Source organism: Micromonospora sp. NPDC048835 (assembly GCF_040649995.1).
Classification (GTDB): Bacteria; Actinomycetota; Actinomycetes; order Mycobacteriales; family Micromonosporaceae; genus Micromonospora.
Genome location: NZ_JBEZGM010000019.1, coordinates 123,259 through 146,399 on the forward strand (window position 1 = coordinate 123,259; position 23,141 = coordinate 146,399).

General features: G+C 74.0%; 21 protein-coding genes. 9 read left to right on the plus strand and 12 right to left on the minus strand.

Annotated elements, in window-relative coordinates; translation table 11 throughout:
* Positions 1–231 precede the first annotated feature (231 nt).
* From AB0C15_RS22610 to AB0C15_RS22650, 9 genes are all read right to left on the minus strand, one after another.
* Positions 232–633 (minus strand): DUF3040 domain-containing protein, encoded by a 402-nt coding sequence (locus AB0C15_RS22610; protein ID WP_124817678.1) that lies wholly within the window; start codon positions 631–633, stop codon positions 232–234.
* A 116-nt stretch (positions 634–749) separates the two neighbouring features.
* Complete coding sequence (locus AB0C15_RS22615) at positions 750–2,024, minus strand: DNA polymerase IV (RefSeq protein WP_357354913.1); 1,275 nt, start codon at positions 2,022–2,024, stop codon at positions 750–752.
* Positions 2,025–2,086: 62 nt separating this feature from the next.
* Positions 2,087–3,259, minus strand: a complete 1,173-nt coding sequence (locus tag AB0C15_RS22620; protein WP_357354915.1) for a nucleotide pyrophosphatase/phosphodiesterase family protein — start codon at positions 3,257–3,259, stop codon at positions 2,087–2,089.
* Positions 3,256–4,023: a methyltransferase domain-containing protein gene (locus AB0C15_RS22625; RefSeq protein ID WP_357354917.1), complete on the minus strand. Its 768-nt coding sequence runs from the start codon at positions 4,021–4,023 to the stop codon at positions 3,256–3,258. Before AB0C15_RS22625 ends, AB0C15_RS22620 begins: the two co-directional genes overlap by 4 nt.
* Before the next feature lie 35 nt (positions 4,024–4,058).
* Positions 4,059–4,235 (minus strand): hypothetical protein, encoded by a 177-nt coding sequence (locus AB0C15_RS22630; RefSeq protein WP_357354919.1) that lies wholly within the window; start codon positions 4,233–4,235, stop codon positions 4,059–4,061.
* A gap of 93 nt (positions 4,236–4,328) precedes the next feature.
* Positions 4,329–7,697 (minus strand): error-prone DNA polymerase, encoded by a 3,369-nt coding sequence (locus AB0C15_RS22635; protein WP_357354921.1) that lies wholly within the window; start codon positions 7,695–7,697, stop codon positions 4,329–4,331.
* A gap of 153 nt (positions 7,698–7,850) precedes the next feature.
* A complete protein-coding gene (locus tag AB0C15_RS22640; RefSeq protein ID WP_357354923.1) occupies positions 7,851–9,413 on the minus strand; it encodes a DNA polymerase Y family protein in 1,563 nt (520 codons plus the stop codon).
* Positions 9,410–10,135: a hypothetical protein gene (locus AB0C15_RS22645; RefSeq protein WP_357354925.1), complete on the minus strand. Its 726-nt coding sequence runs from the start codon at positions 10,133–10,135 to the stop codon at positions 9,410–9,412. Before AB0C15_RS22645 ends, AB0C15_RS22640 begins: the two co-directional genes overlap by 4 nt.
* A gap of 102 nt (positions 10,136–10,237) precedes the next feature.
* A complete protein-coding gene (locus AB0C15_RS22650) occupies positions 10,238–10,687 on the minus strand; it encodes an SAV_6107 family HEPN domain-containing protein (protein ID WP_357354927.1) in 450 nt (149 codons plus the stop codon).
* A gap of 533 nt (positions 10,688–11,220) precedes the next feature.
* On the opposite strand from AB0C15_RS22650, the gene AB0C15_RS22655 reads away from it, so the two are divergent.
* Genes AB0C15_RS22655 through crtI form a run of 5 tightly spaced genes read left to right on the plus strand, consistent with a single transcriptional unit; the run spans position 11,221 to position 16,071 of the window.
* Positions 11,221–12,000, plus strand: coding sequence for a monooxygenase (locus AB0C15_RS22655; RefSeq protein WP_357354929.1), 780 nt, complete (start codon positions 11,221–11,223; stop codon positions 11,998–12,000).
* Positions 11,997–12,548, plus strand: a complete 552-nt coding sequence (locus AB0C15_RS22660) for a GNAT family N-acetyltransferase (RefSeq protein WP_145779709.1) — start codon at positions 11,997–11,999, stop codon at positions 12,546–12,548. The genes AB0C15_RS22655 and AB0C15_RS22660 overlap by 4 nt, the downstream gene beginning before the upstream one ends.
* Positions 12,545–13,447: a carotenoid biosynthesis protein gene (locus AB0C15_RS22665; RefSeq protein ID WP_357354931.1), complete on the plus strand. Its 903-nt coding sequence runs from the start codon at positions 12,545–12,547 to the stop codon at positions 13,445–13,447. Before AB0C15_RS22660 ends, AB0C15_RS22665 begins: the two co-directional genes overlap by 4 nt.
* Positions 13,444–14,571, plus strand: coding sequence for a glycosyltransferase family 2 protein (locus tag AB0C15_RS22670; protein ID WP_357354933.1), 1,128 nt, complete (start codon positions 13,444–13,446; stop codon positions 14,569–14,571). The genes AB0C15_RS22665 and AB0C15_RS22670 overlap by 4 nt, the downstream gene beginning before the upstream one ends.
* 12 nt (positions 14,572–14,583) lie before the next feature.
* Entirely contained in the window at positions 14,584–16,071 is a 1,488-nt protein-coding gene (gene crtI / locus AB0C15_RS22675) for a phytoene desaturase family protein (RefSeq protein WP_357354935.1), read from the plus strand.
* A gap of 78 nt (positions 16,072–16,149) precedes the next feature.
* On the opposite strand, the gene AB0C15_RS22680 is transcribed toward crtI, so the two are convergent.
* Together AB0C15_RS22680 and metF are read right to left on the minus strand one after the other, a co-directional pair.
* On the minus strand, positions 16,150–16,839 hold the full coding sequence (locus tag AB0C15_RS22680; RefSeq protein WP_357354937.1) for a CDP-alcohol phosphatidyltransferase family protein: 690 nt from the start codon (positions 16,837–16,839) through the stop codon (positions 16,150–16,152).
* 44 nt (positions 16,840–16,883) lie between these two features.
* Positions 16,884–17,801 carry a methylenetetrahydrofolate reductase [NAD(P)H] gene (gene metF / locus AB0C15_RS22685; protein ID WP_357354938.1) on the minus strand — a complete coding sequence of 306 codons (918 nt, stop codon included), beginning with the start codon at positions 17,799–17,801 and terminating at the stop codon, positions 16,884–16,886.
* 235 nt (positions 17,802–18,036) lie between these two features.
* Here metF and AB0C15_RS22690 point away from each other — a divergent pair, with 235 nt between their 5' ends.
* On the plus strand, positions 18,037–18,426 hold the full coding sequence (locus tag AB0C15_RS22690) for a helix-turn-helix domain-containing protein (protein ID WP_357354940.1): 390 nt from the start codon (positions 18,037–18,039) through the stop codon (positions 18,424–18,426).
* A gap of 9 nt (positions 18,427–18,435) precedes the next feature.
* Positions 18,436–19,518, plus strand: coding sequence for a polyprenyl synthetase family protein (locus tag AB0C15_RS22695; RefSeq protein ID WP_357354942.1), 1,083 nt, complete (start codon positions 18,436–18,438; stop codon positions 19,516–19,518).
* Between the two features lie 119 nt (positions 19,519–19,637).
* Here the strand turns inward: AB0C15_RS22695 and AB0C15_RS22700 are convergent, their stop codons facing one another.
* Entirely contained in the window at positions 19,638–20,027 is a 390-nt protein-coding gene (locus AB0C15_RS22700; protein WP_357354944.1) for an Rv2175c family DNA-binding protein, read from the minus strand.
* A gap of 189 nt (positions 20,028–20,216) precedes the next feature.
* Between AB0C15_RS22700 and pknB the strand changes: the two genes are divergently transcribed.
* Together pknB and AB0C15_RS22710 are read left to right on the plus strand one after the other, a co-directional pair.
* A complete protein-coding gene (gene pknB / locus AB0C15_RS22705) occupies positions 20,217–22,205 on the plus strand; it encodes a Stk1 family PASTA domain-containing Ser/Thr kinase (protein ID WP_357354946.1) in 1,989 nt (662 codons plus the stop codon).
* Positions 22,205–23,071, plus strand: a complete 867-nt coding sequence (locus AB0C15_RS22710) for a deoxyribonuclease IV (protein WP_357354948.1) — start codon at positions 22,205–22,207, stop codon at positions 23,069–23,071. The genes pknB and AB0C15_RS22710 overlap by 1 nt, the downstream gene beginning before the upstream one ends.
* The last annotated feature ends 70 nt before the right edge of the window (positions 23,072–23,141 follow it).

The window sequence follows — 23,141 nt, forward strand, 5'->3', positions numbered from 1 at the left end:
CACCCCGCCACGACGCCTCCGGCGTCACCACTCGTGATCATTTGATGGTGAGTAGTTGCCGACGGCTCCTGGCAGCTACTCACCATCAACTGTTCATGGGCGCCGGTGGTGGCGGCAGCGCAGGGCGCACGGAACTGGGTGAGGGCGCGCGGATACGACGGAGGTCGCCGGGGGCCTGTGCCCGGCGACCGCTCGTCGCGGCGTGCGCCCCGCCTCAGCGGCGGGACCGGCTCAGCGGTGCCCCTCCGGGCGCTGCCGCCACCTGTCCTCCATGCGGTCCAGGATCGACGACCGGCGACCGGATCGGCCACCACCGCGGGGACGACGACGACTCGTCGTGCCGCCCACCACGTGCAGGTCGGGTGACTGCGCCCGCCGGTGCGACTGCACCGCGAACGCGGCCGACGCCAGCATGACGACGAAGCCCGCCACCGCCAGTGGTGGAGTCTTGATCACCGCGCCATAGACCAGTAGAGCCAAGCCAGCGATGATGACGCCGGCGGCGACGAGCAGGCGACGCCGCGCATGGAAGCGCGGATCGCTGGCGCGCACGGCCGAGGCGAATTTGGGGTCCTCGGCAAGCGACCGCTCGATCTGCTCGAACAGCCGCTGCTCGTGCTCCGAGAGCGGCACGGCACTCCTCCCCGGTCACGTTGGTCGGGCCCACTCGGGCCGACAGACCGTGGCAGCCAACCGGCTGCTTACCCGCAAGTCTACGAGGGGGGTCGCGCGTCGGAAAGCGGGACGACCTATGGGCGGGGTGGATTTTCGTTTCGGCGGGCCCCAGGGTCGCCCATCAGACTGGCCGGACCTATGACGGACCGCCCGAAACGGGCAGCAGCGGCGTCCGCGGCAGCTTCCGCCTCGCGCCAGCCGCGCTCCGGCGCGCCGAGGGTGAGTTGCCGGGGGGCGCCCTTCGCCGAGGCGAGCCCCTCCACCCGGACACCGACGAGTCGGATCCGTTCGGCGGGGTCCAATGCGGTGTAGAGCGCCCAGACCGTGTCGAACATCTCGCGGGCGGTGTCGGTGGGAACGTCGAGGGTGCGAGATCGGCTGACGGTGCGGAAGTCGGCCAGCCGGACCTTGAGGGAGACGGTGCGCCCGACCTGCCCGGAGCCACGCAACCGGACGCCGACCTTCGCACTGAGCGCGAGCAGCGCACGGCGGATCTCCAGCGGGTCGGCCACGTCGACGTCGAAGGTCACCTCGGCGCCGATGGACTTGTCGACGTGCTCGGGGCTGACCCCACGCGGGTCGCGACCCCAGGCCAACTCGTGCAGGTGCCCTGCCGAGGCGGCACCGACGGCTCGGCGGAGCATGCCCACCGGCGCCTCGGCGAGGTCACCGACGGTGTTCAGGCCGAGCCGACGCAGCGCCTCGGCGGCGCGCTCGCCCACCCCCCACAGGGCGTCCACCGGCAGCGGGTGCAGGAAGTCGAGCACCTGCCCCGGCGGCACGACCAGCAGGCCGTCCGGCTTGGCCCGGGTGGAACCCAGCTTGGCGACGAACTTGGTCGGCGCCACCCCGACCGAGCAGGTCAGCGCCTGCTCGTCGGCGACCCGACGACGGATCAGCCGGGCGATGGTGGCCGGGGAGCCGAAGAGCCGACGGGCGCCGGTCACGTCGAGGAACGCCTCGTCGAGGGAGAGCGGCTCGACCAGCGGCGTGACGTCCCGGAAGATCTGCATGACGGCCCGGGAGGCAGCCGTGTAGGCGGCGAAGTCCGGTGGCAGGTAGACCGCGTGGGGGCAGCGGGCTCGGGCCTGGCTGGTCGGCATCGCGCTGCGTACGCCGTACCGGCGGGCCTCGTAGCTGGCCGAGCTGACCACCCCGCGCGGGCCGACGCCGCCGACGATCACCGGCCGGCCACGCAGCTCGGGGCGGCGCCGCACCTCGACGGCGGCGAAGAAGGCGTCCATGTCGACGTGCAGGATCGGGCTGGCGGAGTCGTCGGCGTCCGGCCCGAAGCGCGGATCCCCACCCCCGGGGTCCCCGCCCCGGGGCAACGACTGACTGCGGCCCATCCCGGCAGGTTAACCCGGGGGTACGACACCACCACCGACCAGTCGGCCGAACCGTCCCCGGGTCAGCCCCGGACGACGAGCAGCGGCACCGTCAGCTCGGCGGCGGTGTCCGACCCGTGGTAGGCCACCAACTTCGACGCCATCGGCCTTTCGGTGCGGCTGGCCATGACCGCGTACGTGTCGTTGCAGGTCACCACCACGTCGCCGATCCGGCCCAGGTGTTCCTCGGCCACCGGCCCGAACCAGCCGGTGGCCACCACGTCGTCGCGGGTGCGTACCCGGGCGGTGGCGCCCAGCACCTCCGACCAGGCGGCCCGCACGTCGTCGACCGCGCCCGGCTCGACGTGCAGGTAGCGCACCCGGGCCTCGCCGGCCACCAGCCGCACACCGGCCCGCAGACGCGGATCGGTGTCCAGGTCGAAGCGGTGCGCGGCGGGAATGTCGAGCTGACCGTGGTCGGCGGTCACCAGCAGCGCCGCGTCCGACGGCAGCCCGTCGACCAGCCGGGCGACCAGGGCGTCCACCTCGGTGGCGGCGACCCGCCACGGCTCCGAGTCGACGCCGCTGAGGTGGCCGTGCCGGTCCAGGTCGGCGTGGTAGCCGGAGACCAGGGTGGGGCCGGCGCCGGCGGCCAACGCGGCAAGCATGGTGGTGGCCACCGCGTCCCCACCGGCGGCGCCCCGGAAGTCGCCACCCCGGTTGGCGGCCATCGTCAACCCACTGCCGCCGAACTCCGGGCGACTCACCACCGTCGTGGTCACCCCGGCGGCGCGGGCCCGCTCCAACTGGGTGGGCACCGGCTGCCAGTGCAACGGCGACGGGTCGGCGGCCCAGTCGGTGTGGGTGAGCACCCGATCGGTGCCGGGGACCCGCACGGTGAAGCCCAGCACCCCGTGCGCGCCCGGCGCGACGCCGGTGCCCAGCGACACCAGGCTGGTCGGGGTGGTGGACGGAAAGCCGGCGATGAGCGGTCGGGCCACCGTCGCGGCCAGCCCGACGAGGGTAGGCGCGTACGGCGCGGCGGTCGGCAGCTGGTACCACCCGAGCCCGTCGACGAGCAGCACGGCGATCCGGCGTACCCCGGCCAACGCGGGCACGAGCCCGAGCGGGTCGGGCGAGCCGGGCACGCCCAGGACGGCAAGCGCGCTGGGCAGCACATCGGCGAGACGACCGCCGCCGTGGTCCGGCCCGAGGATGTCCAGCGGCGCCGGCACGCCGCCGGTCTCGGCGATCATGCCGGCCGTCGCGCGAACAGGTGCAGTTGGGCGGCCAGATCCCGGTACGGCGGTTGACCGGCCAGCGCACGTTCCAACTCGACCACGGCGGCGGCCTGCCCGTCGGCGACCGCGGCCGGCAGCAGGTCGGCGAGCACGCGTACCCCGTGGATCTCCTCGACCACCAACCCGGCGGCGTCGAGGAGGGCGGTGGCGCCGGGAGCGTCGTAGCGTCGGCGCAGCGTGTCGCGCGGGCCCGCGGTGCCGGCCGGATCGGCGGCCAGGGTGGCCGCGACGTCCAGGTGGCCGTTCATCGCCCGACCCAGCACGGCGGCGGCCCGGCCGGCCACCAGCACACTTGCCGCGCCGCCCGGGCGCAGCGCGGTGGCAAGCGCGGCCACCACAGGTGTCGGGTCGTCGACCACCTCCAGTACGGCGTGGCAGAGCACCAGGTCGACGCCGGCCGGCTCGACCAGCCCGGCGAGGGCGTCACCGTCGCCCTGCACGGCTTCGACCCGGTCGGCCACCCCGGCCTCGGCGGCACGACGGGTGAGCGCGGCGAGCGCGTCGGGGCTGGCGTCGACGACGGTGACCCGGTGCCCGGCGCGGGCCAGCGGTACGGCGAAACCGCCGGTGCCGCCGCCCACGTCAAGCACGGTCAGCTCGGTGTCGCCGCGCCGGTCCAGCTCGGCGCGGAGCACCGACCAGATCACGGCGGTGCGGGGTGTCAGCGGCGGCTCGGCGAACCGGCCTCGGGTCTGCTCCACCCGGCCGAGCCTAGTCACCCGGCCGGGTGGTGGTGCGGGCGTGTGGCGGGCGGTCAGGCCTCGGTGCCCTCGACCTCGTCCTCCGCCCGGGACCGGCGCTCGTTGGCCACCGGACCGTTGGTCACCTCGTACTCGCGGGGGTCGGCGAGGTGCGACGGCACCCAGCCGGTGCCCAGTCGGGTCCGCCGGGCGTTGGCGATTCCACCGGTGTACGCGTGATTTCCCGTCACTGTCGTTCCCCCTCACGGATCACGGGCCGCTCTGCCCGCTCGGGACGAGTCTCCCGCCCGACGGCTCGAGAAACCGTAATGTGGATCACTGATTCAGCGGAAGTCACGGGACGCCGGCCTCACCGGTGGCTCGATGGCGTCCAGCCGGTCGGCGACCAGGTTGGTCACCCCCTCGTGCCGCTGCAACCGCCCCCGGACCACCAGCGCGGCGCTGGTCCGGGCCACCCGCCGGTAGCGCTGCCACAGCCCCGGCGAACAGGTGACGTTGAGCATCCCCGTCTCGTCCTCCAGGTTGAGGAAGGTGACCCCGCCCGCGGTCGCCGGGCGTTGCCGGTGGGTGACGATGCCACCGACCCGGATCCGTTGCCCCGGCTCCACCCGGCCGAGCCGGGCGATCGGCACCGCGCCGAGCACGTCGAGCTGGCCCCGGATGAACCGGGCGGGATGGCTCTCCGGCGACAACCCGGTAGCCCACACGTCGGCGACCAGCCGGTCCACCGCCTCCATTCCGGGCAGGGTGGGCGCCGCCGCGCCGGTCACCGTGCCGGGCAGTCGGCCCGGCCGGTCCTGGGCCGCCGCGCCGGCTGCCCACAGCGCCTGCCGCCGGGTCAACCCGAAACAGGCGAAGGCGTCCGCGGTGGCCAACGCCTCCAGCTGCGCGGCGGTGAGACCGACCCGCCGGGCCAGGTCCGGCATGTCCGTGTACGGCCCGCGCGCGGCCCGCTCGGCCTCGATCCGCTCGGCCACGTCGACTCCGAGGGTACGAACGCCGGACAGCCCGAGCCGGACAGCGGGGCCACCCAGCCCCCAGGCGTGCGGCGGCTCCCCCGGCTCGCTGCCCCACCGGGTCTCCGGGGTGGACTCCAGCACCGCCTTCGCGCCACTGGCGTTGATGTCCGGGCGGCGGACCTCCACCCCGTGCCGGCGGGCGTCGTCGACAAGGGTCTGTGGTGAGTAGAAACCCATCGGCTGGGCGTTGAGCAGCGCGGCCAGGAACGGCGCCGGGTGGTAGCGCTTGAGCCAGGAACTGGCGTAGACCAGGTAGGCGAAGCTCATCGCGTGGCTCTCCGGGAAGCCGTAGCTGGCGAACGCGGTGAGCTTGCGGTAGACGTCGTCGGCCAGCTCACCGGTGATGCCCCGCTCGGCCATCCCGGCGTAGAGCCGGTCGGCGATCCGGGTCATCCGCTCGACCGAGCGTTTGGCGCCCATCGCCCGGCGCAACTGGTCGGCCTCGGCCGCGTCGAAGCAGGCCAGGTCGATGGCGAGCTGCATCAGTTGCTCCTGGAACAGCGGCACACCAAGGGTCTTCTCCAGGGCGTTGCGCATCAGCGGGTGCGCGAAGGTCACCGGCTCCTGGCCGTTCTTACGCCTGATGAACGGGTGCACCGAGCCGCCCTGGATCGGGCCGGGGCGGATCAGCGCCACCTCGACCACCAGGTCGTAGAACTCACGGGGCTTGAGCCGGGGCAGGGTGGCCATCTGGGCCCGGCTCTCCACCTGGAACACCCCGACCGAGTCGGCCCGGCAGAGCATGTCGTAGACCTCCGGGTCGTCAAGCGTCATGTCACCGAGGTCGAGGCTCATCCCGATCATGTCGTAGCCGTAGTGCAGGGCGGAGAGCATGCCCAGGCCGAGCAGGTCGAACTTGACCAGGCCCACCGCGGCGCAGTCGTCCTTGTCCCACTGCAGGACGCTGCGCCCGGGCATCCGCCCCCACTCCACCGGGCACACCTCGATCACCGGACGGTCGCAGATGACCATGCCGCCGGAGTGGATGCCCAGGTGCCGGGGGAACGTCTGCAACTCGTTGGCGTACTCCACCACCTGCTCGGGGATGTTCTCGACGTCGACGGTGGCGACCGAGCCCCACCTGTCGATCTGCTTGCTCCAGGCGTCCTGCTGCCCCGGCGAGTAGCCGAACGCCTTGGCCACGTCCCGCACGGCCGACCGGGGCCGGTAGGAGATGACGTTTGCGACCTGGGCGGCGTGCTCCCGGCCGTAGCGGGTGTAGACGTGCTGGATCACCTCCTCCCGGCGGTCGGACTCGATGTCCACGTCGATGTCGGGTGGGCCGTCCCGTTCCGGGGCGAGGAACCGCTCGAAGAGCAGTCGGTGCCGGACCGCGTCCACATTGGTGATCCGCAACGCGTAGCAGACCGCCGAGTTGGCCGCCGAACCCCGACCCTGGCAGTAGATGTCCTGGTCACGGCAGAACGTGACGATGTCGTAGACCACCAGGAAGTAGCCGGGGAAACCCAGCTCCTCGATCATGTTCAGTTCGTGGTCGAGTTGCGCGTACGCCGTCGGGTGCGCCTGCGGCGGCCCGTAGCGCTCGTGCGCCCCGTCGGCGGTCAGTTTGCGCAGCCAGCTCATCTCGGTGTGCCCCGGCGGCACCGGGTACGCCGGCAGCTGCGGCGCGACGAGTTGGAGGTCGAAGGCCAACTCGGCGCCGAACTCGGCGGCCCGCGCCACCGCACCCGGGTACGCGGCGAACCGGGCCGCCATCTCCGCGCCGCTGCGCAGGTGGGCGGTGGCCGCCGCGGGCAACCAGCCGTCGATCTCGTCCAGGCTGCGTCGGGCCCGGACCGCGGCGACGGTGGTGGCCAGCCGACGCCGGCCGGGGCTGGCGTAGTGCACGTTGTTGCTTGCCACCGTCGGTAGCCCGGCCGCGGCGGCCAGTTCGGCGAGCGCGTCGTTGCGGTCGGCGTCGACGGGATGGCCGTGGTCGGTCAGCTCCACCGCCACCGTCTCCGCGCCGAAGAGCGCGGTCAGCCGGTCCAACTCGCGGGCCGCCGCGTCCACCCCCTCGGTGAGCAGCGCCCCCGGCACGTGCCCCTTGCGGCAGCCGGTCAGCACCAGCACGTGATCCTTCAGCTCGGCGGCGACCTCCTCCAGGCTCCCGTAGACCGGGCGGCCCTTCTCCCCGCCGCGCAACTGGGCGCGGGCGATGGTGGTGGCCAGCCGGGCGTACCCCTCGTGGCCGTGCGCGAGCACCAGCAGGTGTGCGCCGTGCGGGTCGGGCTCACCGTTCTGCGGGCCGGGCAGCCCGAGGGACAGCTCCGCGCCGAAGATGGTCGGCAGGCCCAGCGTGCGGGCCGCCTCGGCGAAGCGGACCACCCCGTAGAAGCCGTCGTGGTCGGTGACGGCGAGCGCGGTGAGCCCCAGCCGGGCCGCCTCCTCGGCCAACTCCTCCGGGTGACTGGCACCGTCGAGGAAGCTGAAGTTGGTGTGCGCGTGCAGCTCCGCGTAGGGCACCACGCCGTCGGGCCGGGTCAGCTCCGGCGGCTGGTACTGCTCACGGCGGCGGCTCCACGCCGGGGAGTCGCCGCCATCGGCGTCCACGGCGAGCGGGTCCACCACGTGCAGGTGCCGCTCGCCCCGGTTCCCCCGCTTGTCGCCGGCCCGCCCGGAGAGCACCCGCTCCAGCTCCGACCAGGGCATCTTCGGGTTGTGGAAGCTCATCCGGCCGCTCCGGCCGCGCTCGACGGCGGCGAGAGGTGCGATGAGCGTGATGACTCACAGACATCACGATGTCTGTGAGTCATCACGCTCATCAGGACATCTGCTCCATGGCCAGCGTGGAGCCAGCCGACGCCGGGCAGGGATCGACCTGACTTAGTCATAGATCGCTTCCACCAACCACTGCCCCGACTCCACGGCCAGCAGCAGGGCAGCACCGTCGGCCAGGCTGACCTGGAACCGGGCCCGGCGGCGGGCCTCGGCCAGCGCCCACCAGCGCTCGTCCACCGGCCACGGCCCGGCCCAACCCACGATCTCCGCCGGCTGACCGGTGCCAACCACCAGTCGGGCGGGCGCGGCGCTCACCGCCAACCGCGCGCTGATCACCACCGGCTCGCCAGCGGAGTCGTGCACGGTCGCGGCGAGCGGACTGGGCAACACCACGGCGGGCGCGGGCGGCGGCAGCCGGCCCGGCCACGGCGGAGCTTCGGGCCGGGCCGGGACGCGTTCGTCGCCCCACGGCACCAGTCGCACCTGGTCGGCCGGGGAGCGGCCACCACCGAGCACCGCGGTGACCACCGCCTCCGGGCCGAGGATGCCCTGCACCCGGCTCAACGCCCGGTGCGCGCGTTCCCGTTCCTCGCCGGTCTCTCCCCAGAGGCCGGACTGCAGACCGGCCTGGGCGATCACCCCGTCCGGGATCAGTCGCAGTCGGATGATGCCTGCCGTCGGTCGGGTCGGCCGGGCACCGGCGCGGCCGTTGCTGCCGGAGAGCCACCCGTCGAGCTGCCAGCGCACCCGGTCGGCGATGGCCCCGGCGGTGAGCAGGCCATCGTGTCGCCACACCCGGTGCAGCTCCTGCCCGTGCTCGGTGACCGCCTCGATGCCGAGCCGGGTGCAGGCCAGCCCGTGCCCGGCCAGCCGCTCGTGCAGCTTCTCGGCCAGCGCCCGGGCCACGAACGCCGCCGCGTCGACCCGGTCGATCGGCTCGTCGTGCTCGGCGGTCACCGTCAGGTCGGCCGGCGGCTGCCGGACGGCGAGTGGGCGGTGGTCCCGCCCGGCCGCCAGCCGGTGGGCCAGCGCGCCGTCGAACCCGAACCGGGCCAGCACGTCGCCGGCCGGCAGGGCGGCGAAGTCGCCGAGGGTGCGGACCCCCAGCCGGCGCAGCAGGTCGGCAAGCGCCGCCCGGCCGAGCGCCTCGACCGGCAGCCCGGCCAGGAACTCCGGTGTCCCGCCCGGTGCCACCACCCGACCGGCGCGAGCGGCCAACCCGGCCGCGAACACCCCGTCGGCGATGCCGACCTGGCTCTCCACCAGGCACGACTGGGCCACGTGCTCGATGATCCGCTCGGCGGCCGCCTCCTCGCCGCCGAGGTAACGGCCCGGCCCTCGGGCGGCCACCGCGCAGGCACCCGGACGGACCACCTCGACGCCGGCGACCAGCTCCTCCACCGCGGCGACCACCGGCTCGAACGCCCGGGCGTCCCGGCCGAGGTCGTACTCCACGACGGTGAGCTGCGGGCAGCGACCCTGCGCCTCCCGCTTACGCAGCCCCCGACGCACCCCCTCGGCGCGGGCCCGCTCGGAGCAGGCGACCACCCGGTTGGCGTGCAGCACCGCCACCGGGCCGGTCGCCGGCACCCCGTCGACGATCTCGGCGGCGAGCACCGGCCAGTCTGGGCACCACAGCAGCAGAGTGCGTGCCGGCGCGCCGGTCACCCCCGACCGACCAGGGCGAGTGGCGTAGCCGATCGGCCCACGGGCGACGGCATCGCACGAGGGATCACCCGGGTCAGCTCGTCACCCGGGAGCCAGACCTTGATCTCTTTGGGCCGGGCGGCCGCCCCACGCCCACGCGCCGAGACGGTGATCTCCCGGCGGCGCAACCGCCCACGGCCCAGCCCGAGCCCCTCCCAGACCCCACGGACCACCTGGAGCGTCACGTCCGCGCCGTCCCACCGCCCGTACGGGACGAGCACGCTGCCGCGCTGCCGGGCCCGGGCCGCCAACCGGGTGGCGACCGAGGCGGAGACCGAGGCCGGCACGGTGGTGACCACGACGTCCACCCCGTCGATGAGCGCGGCGACCACGGTGGCCCACTCAGGGCCCGGGTTCGGCACCAGGGCCAGCCGGTCCAGGGCGATGCCCAGCTCAGCGGCCGCGCCCGCGCCGAACGTCGGCACCCCGACCACGGCGCACCACGAGCCGGCCCGGGACGCCTCGGCGAGCAGGGCCAGCATCAGTGAGGTGCCGCCGCTGCGGCGGGGCTGACCGGCGGCGACCGCGATGGTGCTGCCCCGGCGCAGGCCCCGGTTGGGCAGCAGACCGGTCAGCTCGGGCACCACCGGCAGCACCCGGTGGCCACCGACCGGGTCGGGCGCGCTCGCCGGGCGCACCAGATCGGCAAGCGCGGCGGAACCGACCACCATGCGGCCCGCCATTGGACCAACTCCCCCGTCGTTGCTGTGGATCAGATCAGGACCAGCACGCCGTGCCACCGGCCGCCCGGCTCCCCCCGCAGGGCGGCCGGTGGCACAGCGGGATCAGGCGGCGAGGCCGTCCAGGGCCGGTTGGTGGGCCACACCGAGCGCGGTCTCCACCACCGTGACGAACTGTTCGGCGGCGCGGAGCAGATCGTCGGCCTCCCGGGCGCTCACCACCCGGGGGATGCCCGCCTCGGCGGCGGCGCGTTTGCTGGCCCCGGCGGCGAAGAACCGGGACCACTCGTCGAGCTCCGGGGCGACAGCGCAGAGGAGGACCCAGACGCTGGTGATCCGGTTGCGCCGACTCGGCGCGGGTCGGGCCCGGGCAGCGAGCAGAGCCGCCGCCGCGCGCAGGGCCGCCAGGTGGGCAGCCGCGTAGCGCAGGCCGTCGGGTCGGGTCTGGCCGGCCTCGACCAGCCCACGGCGGGCCAACGTGAGGAGCTGGACGGGGGTGCGATGCGGCAGCACGTGCGCCGGCACCGTCGGTGCCTGAGCCGGGTTGGTCGGCATGGGTGTCTCTCCTCCACGTGGCCGAGACGTCACTGCGGCGGCTGCTGCCACCGACGAGACGCCGAGGTCGGGTGGTGCGGAGGAAGACGCACCGGGTGTGGCCGGCCGGGTGTGGATGCTTCCCCACACCACACCCGGCCGGCGGACCGGCGGGTGCGTCGCCCGCTGCCCGGGGGTCGTGGGCAGCGGGCGACGCTCCTGCCTGTTGGGACCAGGCTCGCGACTGCCCGGAAACCCAGGTGCGGCCCGCGGAGCCGCACCGCCCGGAGGTGGCGCCGCGAAACGCCGCGCTCCGGTTGGTTGGAACGGGCGTTCGAGGCAATCGAACACTCGTTCTAACTGCTGCTGACAGTACACCTCCCCTCCGACGAAAATGCAACGTGTGACGCGCCGAGCGTGCCGGCCGACTGAACCGGCCATCGGTGGACCGGGAAGAATGGCGGGATGCAGCCACACCCGAACGTACGGTCGGTGCAGGACGCGCTCACCGCCGCCGGCACGTGCGACGGCGCCGGCACCCCCGCCGAGGTGGCGTGAGCGAGCGCAGCGAGCGAACCAGCGGGCACAGCAGCGAGGCGAGTGCGGCTCCGGAGCTGGTCACACTGCACGTGTGGCGGACCTCCCGCGGCGCGCTCCCCCGGGTGCTGACCCGGATGGCGCTGGACCCGCGCCGGTTGCGGGCCCTCCCGGGCGTCCGGTTCGGCAAGCTGCTGGGCACCGGAACCGGCACCGACTTCGGGCCGAAGGACGCCGACCTGACCCGGTGGGCGGCGTTGACCGTCTGGGACTCCCCCGCCGCCGCGGCCGACTTCGACGACTCGCCGGTCGGGCGGGCCTGGGCCGGCGTCGCCCAGTCCCGGGCCCGGATCGACCTGCGCCCGCTGACCAGCCGGGGCGAGTGGTCCGGCCAGCGGCCGTTCGGTGACCCGCCGGGTGGCCGGGTCACCGGCCCGGTGCTGGCACTGACCCGGGCCCGGCTGCGGGCCCGCCGGGCGGCCACCTTCTGGCGGGCGATCCCGCCGGTGGCCGCCGCCCTGCGCGACGCGCCCGGGTTGCTGGCCCGGTTCGGAGTCGGCGAGGCCCCGTTGGGCTGGCAGGGCACGGTGAGCGTGTGGCGCGACCCGACGGACCTGGTGGCGTTCGCGTACCGTCACCCGGAGCATCGGGCGGCGATCATGCGGACCCCCACCGCGGGCTGGTACGCCGAGGAGCTGTTCGCCCGGTTCGAGGTACGCGACGTGGTCGGCGACCGGTCGGTGCTCGGATGGGTCGCCGACGGTGGCTCGGAAACGGTGAAGGGTGGACGGGCATGAGGTTGGTGCGCTGGACGCCGGACGATCTCGTCCGGCGGCTGGACGACGTGGTGGCCGTCTACGGCGAGGCGATGGGGTACCGCACCGACCTGTTGGAGGCCCGGCGCGGTTACATCGCCACCCACGTCCGCCGGCCGGGTTTCCGGGCGGTGGCCAGCCTGACCAGCGAAGGCCACCTCGCCGGCTTCGGCTACGGCTACCTGGGCGCCTCCGGTCAGTGGTGGCACGACCAGGTGCATCGCGCGCTTGACGCCCCGACCCGTCAACGCTGGCTCACCCACTGCTTCGAGGTGGTCGAGCTGCACGTCCGGCCACCGGCGCAGGGTCATGGCCTGGGCACCGGTCAGCTGCGTGCGCTGCTCGGCATGGCGGAGGGCGACACCACGCTGCTGTCCACCCCGGAGGCCGACGAGCAGACCTCGCGGGCCTGGCGGTTGTACCGACGGTTCGGCTTCGTCGACGTGCTGCGTAACTTCCACTTCCCCGGCGACGAGCGACCGTTCGGCGTACTCGGTCGGGATCTGCCGCTCGAGCCACCGGCGTCATGACCCGGCGGACCTCCTGGGCGCTGCTCGCCGTCCTGGTGCTCGCCCAGATCTGCTACCCGCTCACCACCGGCGACACCCGGGCGGGGCTCACCGTGGCCACCGTCGTGCTCGGTTGGCTGCTCTCGGTCGGCCACGCACTGCTCAGCCGGGGCCCACGGGTGGCGGCCGCGCTGGTCGCGGTGGCCACCGGCGGCGGGTTCGCGATCGAGGCGATCGGGGTGGCCACCGGCGTGCCGTTCGGCAGCTACGACTACTCCGGGGAGTTGGGGCCCAAGCTGGCCGGGGTGCCGCTGATCATCCCGCTGGCCTGGACCTGGATGGCCTGGCCAGCCTGGCTGGCAGCCGTCCGGCTCACCGGCGGCGCGTCGGCGACCGGCACCGACGGCAACGCCACGGCGGCCGGCGGCAGCGGATCGGCGGCCGGCGGCAGCGGGTCGACGCTGCGTCGGTGGGCGGGGCGGATCGCGCTGGCCACCGTCGGGCTGGCCGCCTGGGACCTCTTCCTCGACCCGCAGATGGTGGCCGAGGGCTACTGGGTCTGGCGCGACGCCACCCCCGCGTTGCCCGGCCTGGCCGGCATCCCGGTCAGCAACTACCTGGGCTGGCTGCTCTTCGCCGTGCTGATGATGAGCGCGCTGCGCCCGCTGGCCGGGCCTGCCGCCGAGCACACCGACCGGCGGGACCACCCCATGGTCGCGCTCTACCTGTGGACGTACTTCTCCAGCATCCTGGCCCACGCCATCTTCCTCGACCTGCCCGCGTCCGCGCTCTGGGGCGCCGCCGGCATGTCGGTGACCGCGATACCCCTGACGGTGAGCCTGGTACGCGCCCACCGGGCTCGGGAGAGCCGGGTGGAGGACCACCAGCCGCACCGGCCCGGCGTCGACGCCACCCGATGATCGTCCTGCTCGCCCTGCTGGTCGCCGTCGCCGCGTTGACCGCGCACACCTGGCTCAACGCCGCCGGGTGGCTGCGCCGGCCCACCGACCGGCCCGGCGACGTCGACGAGCCGGTCGCCGTGCTGCTGCCGCTGCGCGACGAGGCCACCCGGGTCACGCCCTGCCTGCGCGCCCTGCTCGCCCAGCGCGGCGTACCCGGGCTGCGCGTCGTGGTCCTGGACGACGGGTCCACCGACGGCACCGCCGACGTGGTCCGCGCGGTGGCCGGCGACGACCCCCGGGTCACCCTGCTCACCGGGGTCGCCCCACCGCCGGGCTGGTTGGGCAAGCCGCACGCCTGCTGGCAGCTGGCCACCCGGGCCGACCCGGGCGCCACCGCGCTGGTCTTCGTCGACGCCGACGTGGTGCTCGCCCCGCACGCCGTGGCCGCCGCCGTCACCGAGCTGCGCGCCGCCCGGGTGACGTTGCTGTCGCCGTACCCCCGGATCGTGGTGGCGACGGCGGCCGACCGGCTGGTGCAGCCGCTGTTGCAGTGGCTGTGGTTGACCTTCCTGCCGCTGCGGGCGATGGAGCGCTCGTCGCGGCCGTCGCTGGCCGCGGCGGGCGGGCAGTTCCTGGTGGTGGACCGGGCCGGCTACACCGCCGCCGGCGGGCACGCCGGCGTCGCCGACAAGATCCTCGAGGACGTCGAGCTGGCCCGGGCGGTCAAGCGGGCCGGTGGGCGGATCGCCCTGGCCGACGGCTCCCGGCTGGCCACCTGCCGGATGTACGACGACTGGCCGCAACTGCGCGACGGGTACTCGAAGTCGCTCTGGGCGTCGTTCGGGCACCCGGGCGCGGCGGCGGCCGTGGTGGCGGCGCTGCTGCTGCTCTACACCGCCCCGCCGCTGATCGCGCTGACGGGTGTGCTGGCCGGCGAACCGGGGGTGGCCGCCGTGGGCCTGGCCGGCTACCTGCTCGGGGTGGCCGGGCGGGTGCTCACCGCCCGCGTGACGGGTGGTCGGTGGTGGCCCGACGCGCTCGCACACCCCGTGTCGGTCGTGGTCCTCGGCTGGTTGACTCTGCGGTCGTACCATCTGCGAAAGCGACGCCGCCTGACCTGGCGGGGCCGCCCGGTCAGCTAGGGAGGGCGCGGCATGGCGCGGATCGTGGTCGTCGGCGCCGGGGTGGGTGGCCTCGCCACCGCCGCCCGGCTCGCCTCCACCGGGCACCAGGTGACCGTCTTCGAGCGGGCCGACACGGTCGGTGGCAAGCTCGGCCGGTACGCGCACGACACCCCGGCCGGGTCGTTCCACTTCGACACCGGGCCGAGCCTGCTCACCCTGCCCGAGGTCTTCCACGACCTGTTCGAGGCGACCGGCGCGAAGCTCGACGAGTACCTGGACCTGGTCCCGCTGGACCCGATCGTCCGACACGTCTTCGCCGACGGTGGCCCGACCCTGGACTCGTGCGCCGACCCGGTGGAGTTCGCCGCCCGGATCGGGGCCGCCTTCGGTGACCGGGCGGCAGCCGACTGGCAGCGGCTGTGGCGCCGGGCGGCGCGCGTGTGGCAGGCCTCCTCGCGGGACATCCTGCGCCGTACCGTCGACTCTCCCCGCGACCTCGCGTCGCTGGCCTGGCGGGTCGGTGACCTGGCCGCCATCGCCCCCGGCCGCAGCCTGCGCGGCCTGGGCCACCGGCACCTGTCCGACCCGCGGCTACGGATGCTGCTGGACCGGTACGCGACCTACACCGGCGCCGACCCGCGTCGGGCACCAGCGGCGCTCGTCGCGGTCCCCTACGCCGAGCTGGCCTTCGGCGGTTGGTACCTGCGCGGCGGGCTGGGCACGCTCGCCGACGCGCTGCTGACCCGCTGCCTCGACCTCGGCGTGGTCGTGCAGACCGACGCCACGGTCACCCGGATCGACGCCACCGGCGGTCGGGTGCACGGGGTACGCCTCGCCGGCGTCGCCGCCCCGGTGCCCGCCGACGTGGTGGTGGCCAACGTGGACGCCCTCACCGTCTACCGTGACCTGCTGCCACACCCGCGTCGGCTGGCCGGGTTGACCGACCGCAGCCTCGCCGGCTTCGTGCTGCTGCTCGGTGTCACCGGCAGCACCGGGCTGGCCCACCACAACGTCTTCTTCCCGGACGACTACGACGCGGAGTTCGACGCGGTCTTCGGTGACCCCGGGCGCGGCGTACGGGCCCGACCGGCGGCCGACCCGACGGTGTTCGTCACCGTGGCCGACGACCCGATGGTCCGGCCCGCCGGACATGAGGCGTGGTTCGTGCTTGTCAACGCCCCTCGGCACGGCACCGCGGCGGGCGCTGTCGACTGGCGACGCCCGGGGCTGGCCGACGCGTACGCCGACCGGATCCTGGACGTGCTGGCACGGCGGGGCGTGGACGTACGCGACCGGACGCTGTTCCGCGAGATCCGCACCCCCGCCGACCTGGACGTGGCGACCGGCGCGCCCGGTGGCTCGATCTACGGCACCGCCGGTGGGTTGCTCCGGCCCGCCAACCGGGGCCCGGCGAACGGGCTGTGGCTGGTCGGTGGCTCCACCCACCCGGGCGGCGGGCTGCCGATGGTGACCCTCTCCGCACAGATCGTCGCCGACGAGATCGGCCCCGCCTGGTAGAGCCGGCATTGGCCCCAGCCGGCGTCGCTCCAGCCGGCGTTGGCCCCGGCCGGCGTCGAGCAGGGCTGGCTCAGCCGCTCAGCCGGCGTCGAGCAGGGCTCGACGGATGCTGGACAGCAGTTGCCCCAGCCCGAAGCCGGCCAGCAGCACCCAGACCGCGGTCGCCATGGTGATGGTGCCCGCGGCCAGGTCCGGCTCGATCAGCCCGGCCAGCCCGGCGACCAGCAGACCGGCCAACGCCACCGACACCCGGGTGGGGCGTTCGCCCACGGTCACCGCGCCGATGTCCCGCATGCCGGCGGCGATCGCCCGCGCCCGGACGTACTCGTGCAACCAGGACAGCGCGCCGCCCGCGACGACCAGCCCTCCCGGCGCGCCCACCAGCCAGAACGCCAGCAGCCACGCCACCTCACCGAGCCGGTCGGCGACCGAGTCGTAGACGTAGCCCAGCCGGGTGGTGCGGCCGGTGACGACCGCCACCGCACCGTCCACGCTGTCCGCCACGGCGGCGAGCAGCACGAACAGCGCGCCCAGGAACGGCCCGTCCCCCGGGCGGCCCACCAGCAACGGTACGCAGAAGCAGAGCAGCACCCCCGCCACGGTGACCGCGGTGGGGCCGACCCGCAGCCGACCCAGCACATACCCGACGTGGTACGCGAATCGCAGCCAGGCGCGCACCACCGGCGCCGCGACCCGGGGGTCGAACCCGCCGTGCAACCGCGCCCACGCCGTGGCGTACTGATCCCAGTTCAGCTGTGTGCCCACCACGGATCAACCGTCGTGCCGGGCAACAGGTGTCGCAGGCGCATCGTTCACACGCGGGCGCCGGCCTTCAGGTTCTGCCAGACCTCGCGGGTCGCGGTGGATCGGTTGAGGGTGATGAAGTGGATTCCCGGCACGCCCTCGTCCAGCAGTCGGCGGCACATCTCGCTGGCCTGCTCGATGCCGAGCCGGCGGACGGCGTCCGGGTCGTCGGCGACGCGTTCGAAGCGGGCCGCCAACGCCTGCGGGAACGGCGCACCGGACAGCTGCACGGACCGCTCGATGGTGCCGATCTGGGTCACCGGCATCACCCCGGCCAGGATCGGGGTGTCACAGCCGGCAGCGGCCACCCGGTCACGCAGCCGCAGGTAGTCGTCGGCGTCGAAGAACATCTGGGTGACCGCGAACTCCGCGCCGGCCCGACACTTGCGCACGAACTGGGCGGTGTCGCTGGCCACGTCGGGCGAGCGGGGATGCTTGTACGGGAAGGCCGCCACACCGACGCTGAAGTCGCCGGCGTCGCGCACCAGACGGACCAGGTCCTCGGCGTAGTCCACGCCCTCGGGGTGGCGGATCCACTCGCCGCTCGGATTGCCCGGGGGGTCACCACGAACAGCCAGCACGTTGCGCACGCCCACCCCGGCGAGCCGACCGACCACATGTCGCAGCTCGGCGACGGAGTGGTTGACCGCGGTCAGGTGGGCCATCGGCAGCAGGGTCGTCTCGGTGGCGATCCGCTCGGTCACCGCGACCGTGGTGTCCCGGGTCGAGCCGCCGGCGCCATACGTGATCGACACGAACGACGGGCGCAGCGACTCCAGCTCGCGGATGGCCTGCCAGAGCAGCTGCTCCCCCGCGTCGGTCTTGGGCGGGAAGAACTCGAACGAGAAGGTCGGCTGGTGCTCACGGATGAGCTCCCCGATCGCCGGCTGCGGATTGGGGAGTGTCGAAGGAAGACCAAGCGCCACGACCTGACTCTAGCGGTCGATCGCACCAGGACCCAGGCCCTTCCCACCCAGCGGCCGATGCCGCCGGCCCGGTGGGCGAAAGGCGTCGTACCTCCGAGGTAGAAAGGGGCGGCGCGGGAGGGGCGGCGGGGGTGGCTCCGGGTCCCGTGCGGGGGTCAGCAACCGAGCGGTGACGCCGGGCCCGCCCGGTCGGGCGGGTGGGTCGTCACCGCACCGACGCCCGCCTGGAGGACCCATGATCCCGCCCGCACCGACGCGCCCCGCGCAGCTCGGGCCGCTGCTGGCCCGGTGCCGAGTGGCCCGTGGCTGGAGCCAGCAGCGCGCCGCCGCCGAGTTGTGTGCCGCCGCCGGGGTGCCGACGCTGAGTCGGCACGAGGTCTCCCGGTGGGAGAGGCAGCGTCGTGTGCCGGGCGGGTTCTGGCTCGGCTGGCTCGCCGTCGTCCTGGACGTGCCGTTGGTGGTGCTCGCCGAGGCCGCTGCCGCCACCCGTCGGGCGGGCACGACGCGGGCCACCGGGCCGGCTCGCGCCCCGGGGGCCCGCGCCCGTTCGGCTGGGCGAACGGGTCCTGGTCGCACCGGCGGGACTACGCGTGGCGGTGAAGCACGGGCGATGACGACCGGCTAGCGTCGGGGCGTGACCCACGCTGCTCCCGTGTCCCCCGTCGACCGCGCCGGCCTGCGGCAGCGGGTCGACAAGGCGCTCACCGAGTTCCTGGCCGGCCAACGGGTTCGGCTCGCGGCCGTGGACGACGCGCTCGGCCCGGTGGCCGAGGCGATCGAGGCTTTCGTGCTCGGTGGCGGCAAGCGGCTGCGTCCGGCATTCGCGTACTGGGGGTTCCGGGGGGCCGGCGGGCTGGACGGCGACCAGGTGCTCACCGCCCTGGCCGCGCTGGAGTTCGTCCAGGCCAGCGCGCTGATCCACGACGACCTGATGGACCGTTCCGACACCCGTCGCGGCGAGCCCGCGATACACCGACGGTTCGCCACCCGGCACCGGGAGGCCGGCTGGGGCGGCAACCCGGACGGTTTCGGCGACGCCGCGGCCATCCTGCTCGGTGACCTCTGCCTGGTCTGGTCCGACGAGCTGCTGCACTCCGCGGGCCTGGACCTGTGGTCGTTGGCCCGGGCCCGGCCGGTCTTCGACGAGATGCGCACCGAGGTGACCGTCGGGCAGTACCTGGACGTGCTGACGCAGGTCACCGGGGACACCTCGGTGGAGCGGGCCAGCAAGGTCGCCCGGTACAAGTCAGCGAAGTACACCGTCGAGCGTCCGATGCTGCTCGGCGCCGCGCTGGCCGACGCTCCGGAGGACGTACGGACGGCCTACTCGGCGTACGGGCTGCCGCTGGGCGAGGCGTTCCAGCTCCGCGACGACGTGCTGGGGGTCTTCGGCGACCCGGTGCTGACCGGCAAGCCAGCCGGGGACGACCTACGCGAGGGCAAGCGCACCTATCTGGTGGCGGCGGCCGTGGAGGCGACCGACGACGCCGGCCGCGCGCTGCTGCTCAGCCGGCTCGGCGACCCGGAGCTGGACGAGCAGGGGGTGGCCCGGCTCCGCGAGGTGATCTCGACCAGCGGGGCGCTGGCCCGTACCGAACAGCGGATCGTCACTCTCACCGACACCGCCCTCGCCTCCCTGACCGCCGTCGACCTCGACACCGAGGCCCGCCAGGCCCTGGTCGACCTGGCCATAGCGGCAACCCGCCGAGCCGACTAACCCCCTCCCACCCCCTGGGCGCCCGCCCCGCCTGCCGCGTTGATCATGGAGTTATTGCCATGACACGCCGGGCGGGATGGCAACAACTTCATGATCAACGCGGCAGGGTGGGGGTGGGGTTAGAAGCTTTGGGCTTGGGCTCGGCGTTTCACCTCGCGGGCCTGGTCGCCGGAGAGGGCGGCGGCAGGGGTGGCGCCGGGGAGGGTGTCGTCCGGCTCGTAGAGCCAGCGCAGCGCCGCCTCGTCGTCGTAGCCGTTGTCGGAGAGCAGATTGAGCACGCCGGGCAGGTGCTTGAGCACGGTCTGGTTGGCGACCAGGTCCGCCGGGATCCGGCGGACGCCGTCACGGCGGACCGCAAGCAACTCCCGGTCACGGATCATCTGGTGCACCTTGCTGATCGACACGTCGAGGCGTTCGGCGACATCGGGCAGGGTCAGCCAGCCGGCCGGGTCGGTGGGGCCGGCGAGCTCCAGGCCGGGTGCGGCCTGATCGGGTACGGGTTCGGTCACCCGACCACCCTGCCACGCCACCGTCGCGACGAGCCACCGGCACCCCGGGCGACCCGCCCGCGCCTACTCCTCCGACCGTCGTTGACCAGGACTTGAGGGGGCGGCGAGCGCGGCGGGACGCACTGGTTCGGCGTACGGCTGTAGCATCCTGTTCATCCTTCACTCCCTGGACACATAGACTGCCTGCCGATGGACACTCAGGTCGCCGACACGTTGCTGGGCTCGCTGATCGACGGGCGCTACCGCATTCGCGGTCGCGTGGCCCGTGGTGGCATGGCGACCGTGTACACCGCAACCGACGAGCGCCTCGAGCGCACCGTCGCTGTCAAGATCATTCACCCGACCCAGGCGAGTGAGGCACGAGCCCGGATCGCCAACTTCGTGGCCCGGTTCACCGACGAGGCGAAGACCATCGCCCGGTTGACCCACCCGAACGTGGTGGCGGTCTACGACCAGGGCACGCACGCCGGTCTGCCGTACCTGGTGATGGAGTACGTCCGGGGCCGCACGCTGCGCGACGTGCTGGCCGAGCGACGCCGGCTCAACCCGGACGAGGCGCTGGCCATCGCCGAGCAGATGCTCGCCGCGATCGCCGCCGCGCACCGGGCCGGCCTCGTGCACCGCGACGTCAAACCGGAGAACGTCTTGGTCGCGGAGGCGCCCACCGGAGGCGTCGCGAACCTCGTCGACAGCGTCGTGAAGGTCGCCGACTTCGGGCTGGCCCGGGCGGTCGAGGCGAGTGCCGACGAGGAGCAGGGCAACCAGCTGATGGCCACCGTGGCGTACGTCGCCCCGGAGCTGGTCACCGAGGGCCGCGCCGACCCGCGCACCGACGTCTACTCGGCCGGCATCGTGCTGTTCGAGATGCTCACCGGCCGCGTGCCCTACGACGGGGACCGCCCGGTGGACGTCGCCTGGCAGCACGTCGACCGTGACGTGCCGGCGCCCTCGACGCTGGTGCCGGGCCTGCCGCCGGTCCTCGACGAGCTGGTGCAGCGGGCCACCCGGCGGGCCCCCGACGCACGGCCGGCGGACGCCGGCGCGTTGCTGGCCGAGGTGCAGGTTGCCCGGGACCGGCTGGGCGACGCCAACAGCCACACCGCCGTGCTCCGTCCGATCAGCGACGCGCCGTCGCTGTCCCAGCCGACGATGATGGTCTCGACGGTCCAGCCGCCCAACCGCCCATCGTGGGCACGCCTGCCCGAGGGGGCCAGCAGCCAGGGGCCAGGGCGACGCCGGGCCGCCCCGGAGCCGGCCGAGGGTCTGGGCGCCCGCCTCGCCGCGCTGCGCACCACGGTGCTGAACAACCCCCGTGGCCGGCTGGCCGTCGCGGCCGTGGTGGTGACGCTGGGCCTGGTGGCCGCGCTCGGCGGTTGGTGGTTCGGCGCCGGCCGCTACACGGAGGCTCCGCAGCTGGTGAGCCTGACCAAGGCCGACGCGCAGGCGCAGGCCGACCGCGCCGGGCTGATCCTGGAGTACGGCGAGCCGCGCTTCGACGAGAAGGCCCCGAAGGACAGCGTGCTGGGCCAGAGTCCGGCGTCCGCTGCCAAGATCCTCAAGGGTGGCACCATCACCCTGACCCTCTCTCTCGGCCCGGAGCGTTTCCCCGTGCCGGACGTGATCGGCAAGGAGTTCGAGCTCGCCGAGGCTGATCTGGTCAACGCGAAGCTGGTGGTGGCCAAGGGCACCCCCCGCTACGACGACAGCCTGCCGGCCGGGTACGTGGTGGACAGCTCCCCCAAGGTGGGCGCAGAGGTCAAACCGGGGGCGAAGGTGACCCTCATCCTGAGCCGGGGCAGGGCGCCGGTGACGGTCCCGAACCTGGTCGGCAAGAGCCTGACCGACGCCCGGACGGCACTGGCCCAGCTCAACCTGCAGTTGGAGGAGAGCTACAAGGACTCCGACAAGCCGAGGGACGAGATCCTCGGCCAGAGCCCGGCCGACGGCACCGGCGTGGAGAAGGGCGCCAAGGTCAAGCTGGACGTCAGCAAGGGCCCACCCCTGCTCGTCATGCCGCGGGTGATCGACCTGCCGTGCCAGCAGGCCAAGCAGGTCCTCGAGAGCCAGGGCTACCCGGTCACGGTGGTGGTCAACCCGAACGCCACGGTCCGGATCCAGATCCCGGGCGAGAACTCGCAGGTGCCGCCCGCCACCCCGGTCACCCTGACGTGCTTCTGATGCCGGCGGTCTCGACCCGCCCGGTGGGCGCGCACACTCCGACCTCGGGCGGGTTGGCGAAGGCCGCCCTGCCGTACGTCGACGCGATCGGCGCGCAGGTGGCGCAGATCTACGTCTCCAACTCGCGGGGCTGGGCGCTGCCCGCCGGCGACCCCGTGCAGGACGTCCTGTTCCGCGAGGGTTGCGCCGAGCGGGGCATTCCCGCGTTCATCCATGCCGCGCTGCTCGTCAACCTCGGCTCGCCCACCCCGGCCACGGTCGAGAAGTCGGCCCAGACGCTGGCACACGCGCTGCGTCGGGGCGTGGCGATCGGCGCGCGGGGTGTGGTGTTCCACGCGGGCAGTTCGGTGGACGAGGGGCACGCCGAGGCGGCGATGCGACAGGTCCGCGAGGTGTTGCTGCCGCTGCTCGACTGGGCCGCCGACGCCGGCGGGCCGATGTTGCTCGTCGAGCCGAGCGCGGGCGGGGGCCGATCACTGGCCTCCCGGGTGGAGCACCTCGGGCCCTACCTGGACGCGGTGGACGGGCACCCGATGCTCGGGGTCTGCTTCGACACCTGCCACGCCTGGGCGGCCGGCCACGACCTGGCGGCCGAGGGTGGCATGACGGCGACCCTGGACACCCTGGTGGCCACCGTCGGTGCGGACCGGCTGCGACTGGTCCACGCCAACGACTCGAAGGATCTGTGCGGCTCCACCCGGGACCGGCACGAGAACATCGGCAAGGGCACCATCGGCGAGCCGGCCTTCGCCGAGCTGATGACCCACCCGGCGACCGCTGGCGTCCCGGTGGTCGTGGAGACCCCGAGCGAGAAGCAGGTCGGCCACGCCGCCGACATCCAAACCCTCACCCGCCTCCACCCCTAACCCCCCTAACCCCCAAACCCCACCCCACACCCCACCCCCACCCCCACCCCCACCTCGGTTGATCAAGAGG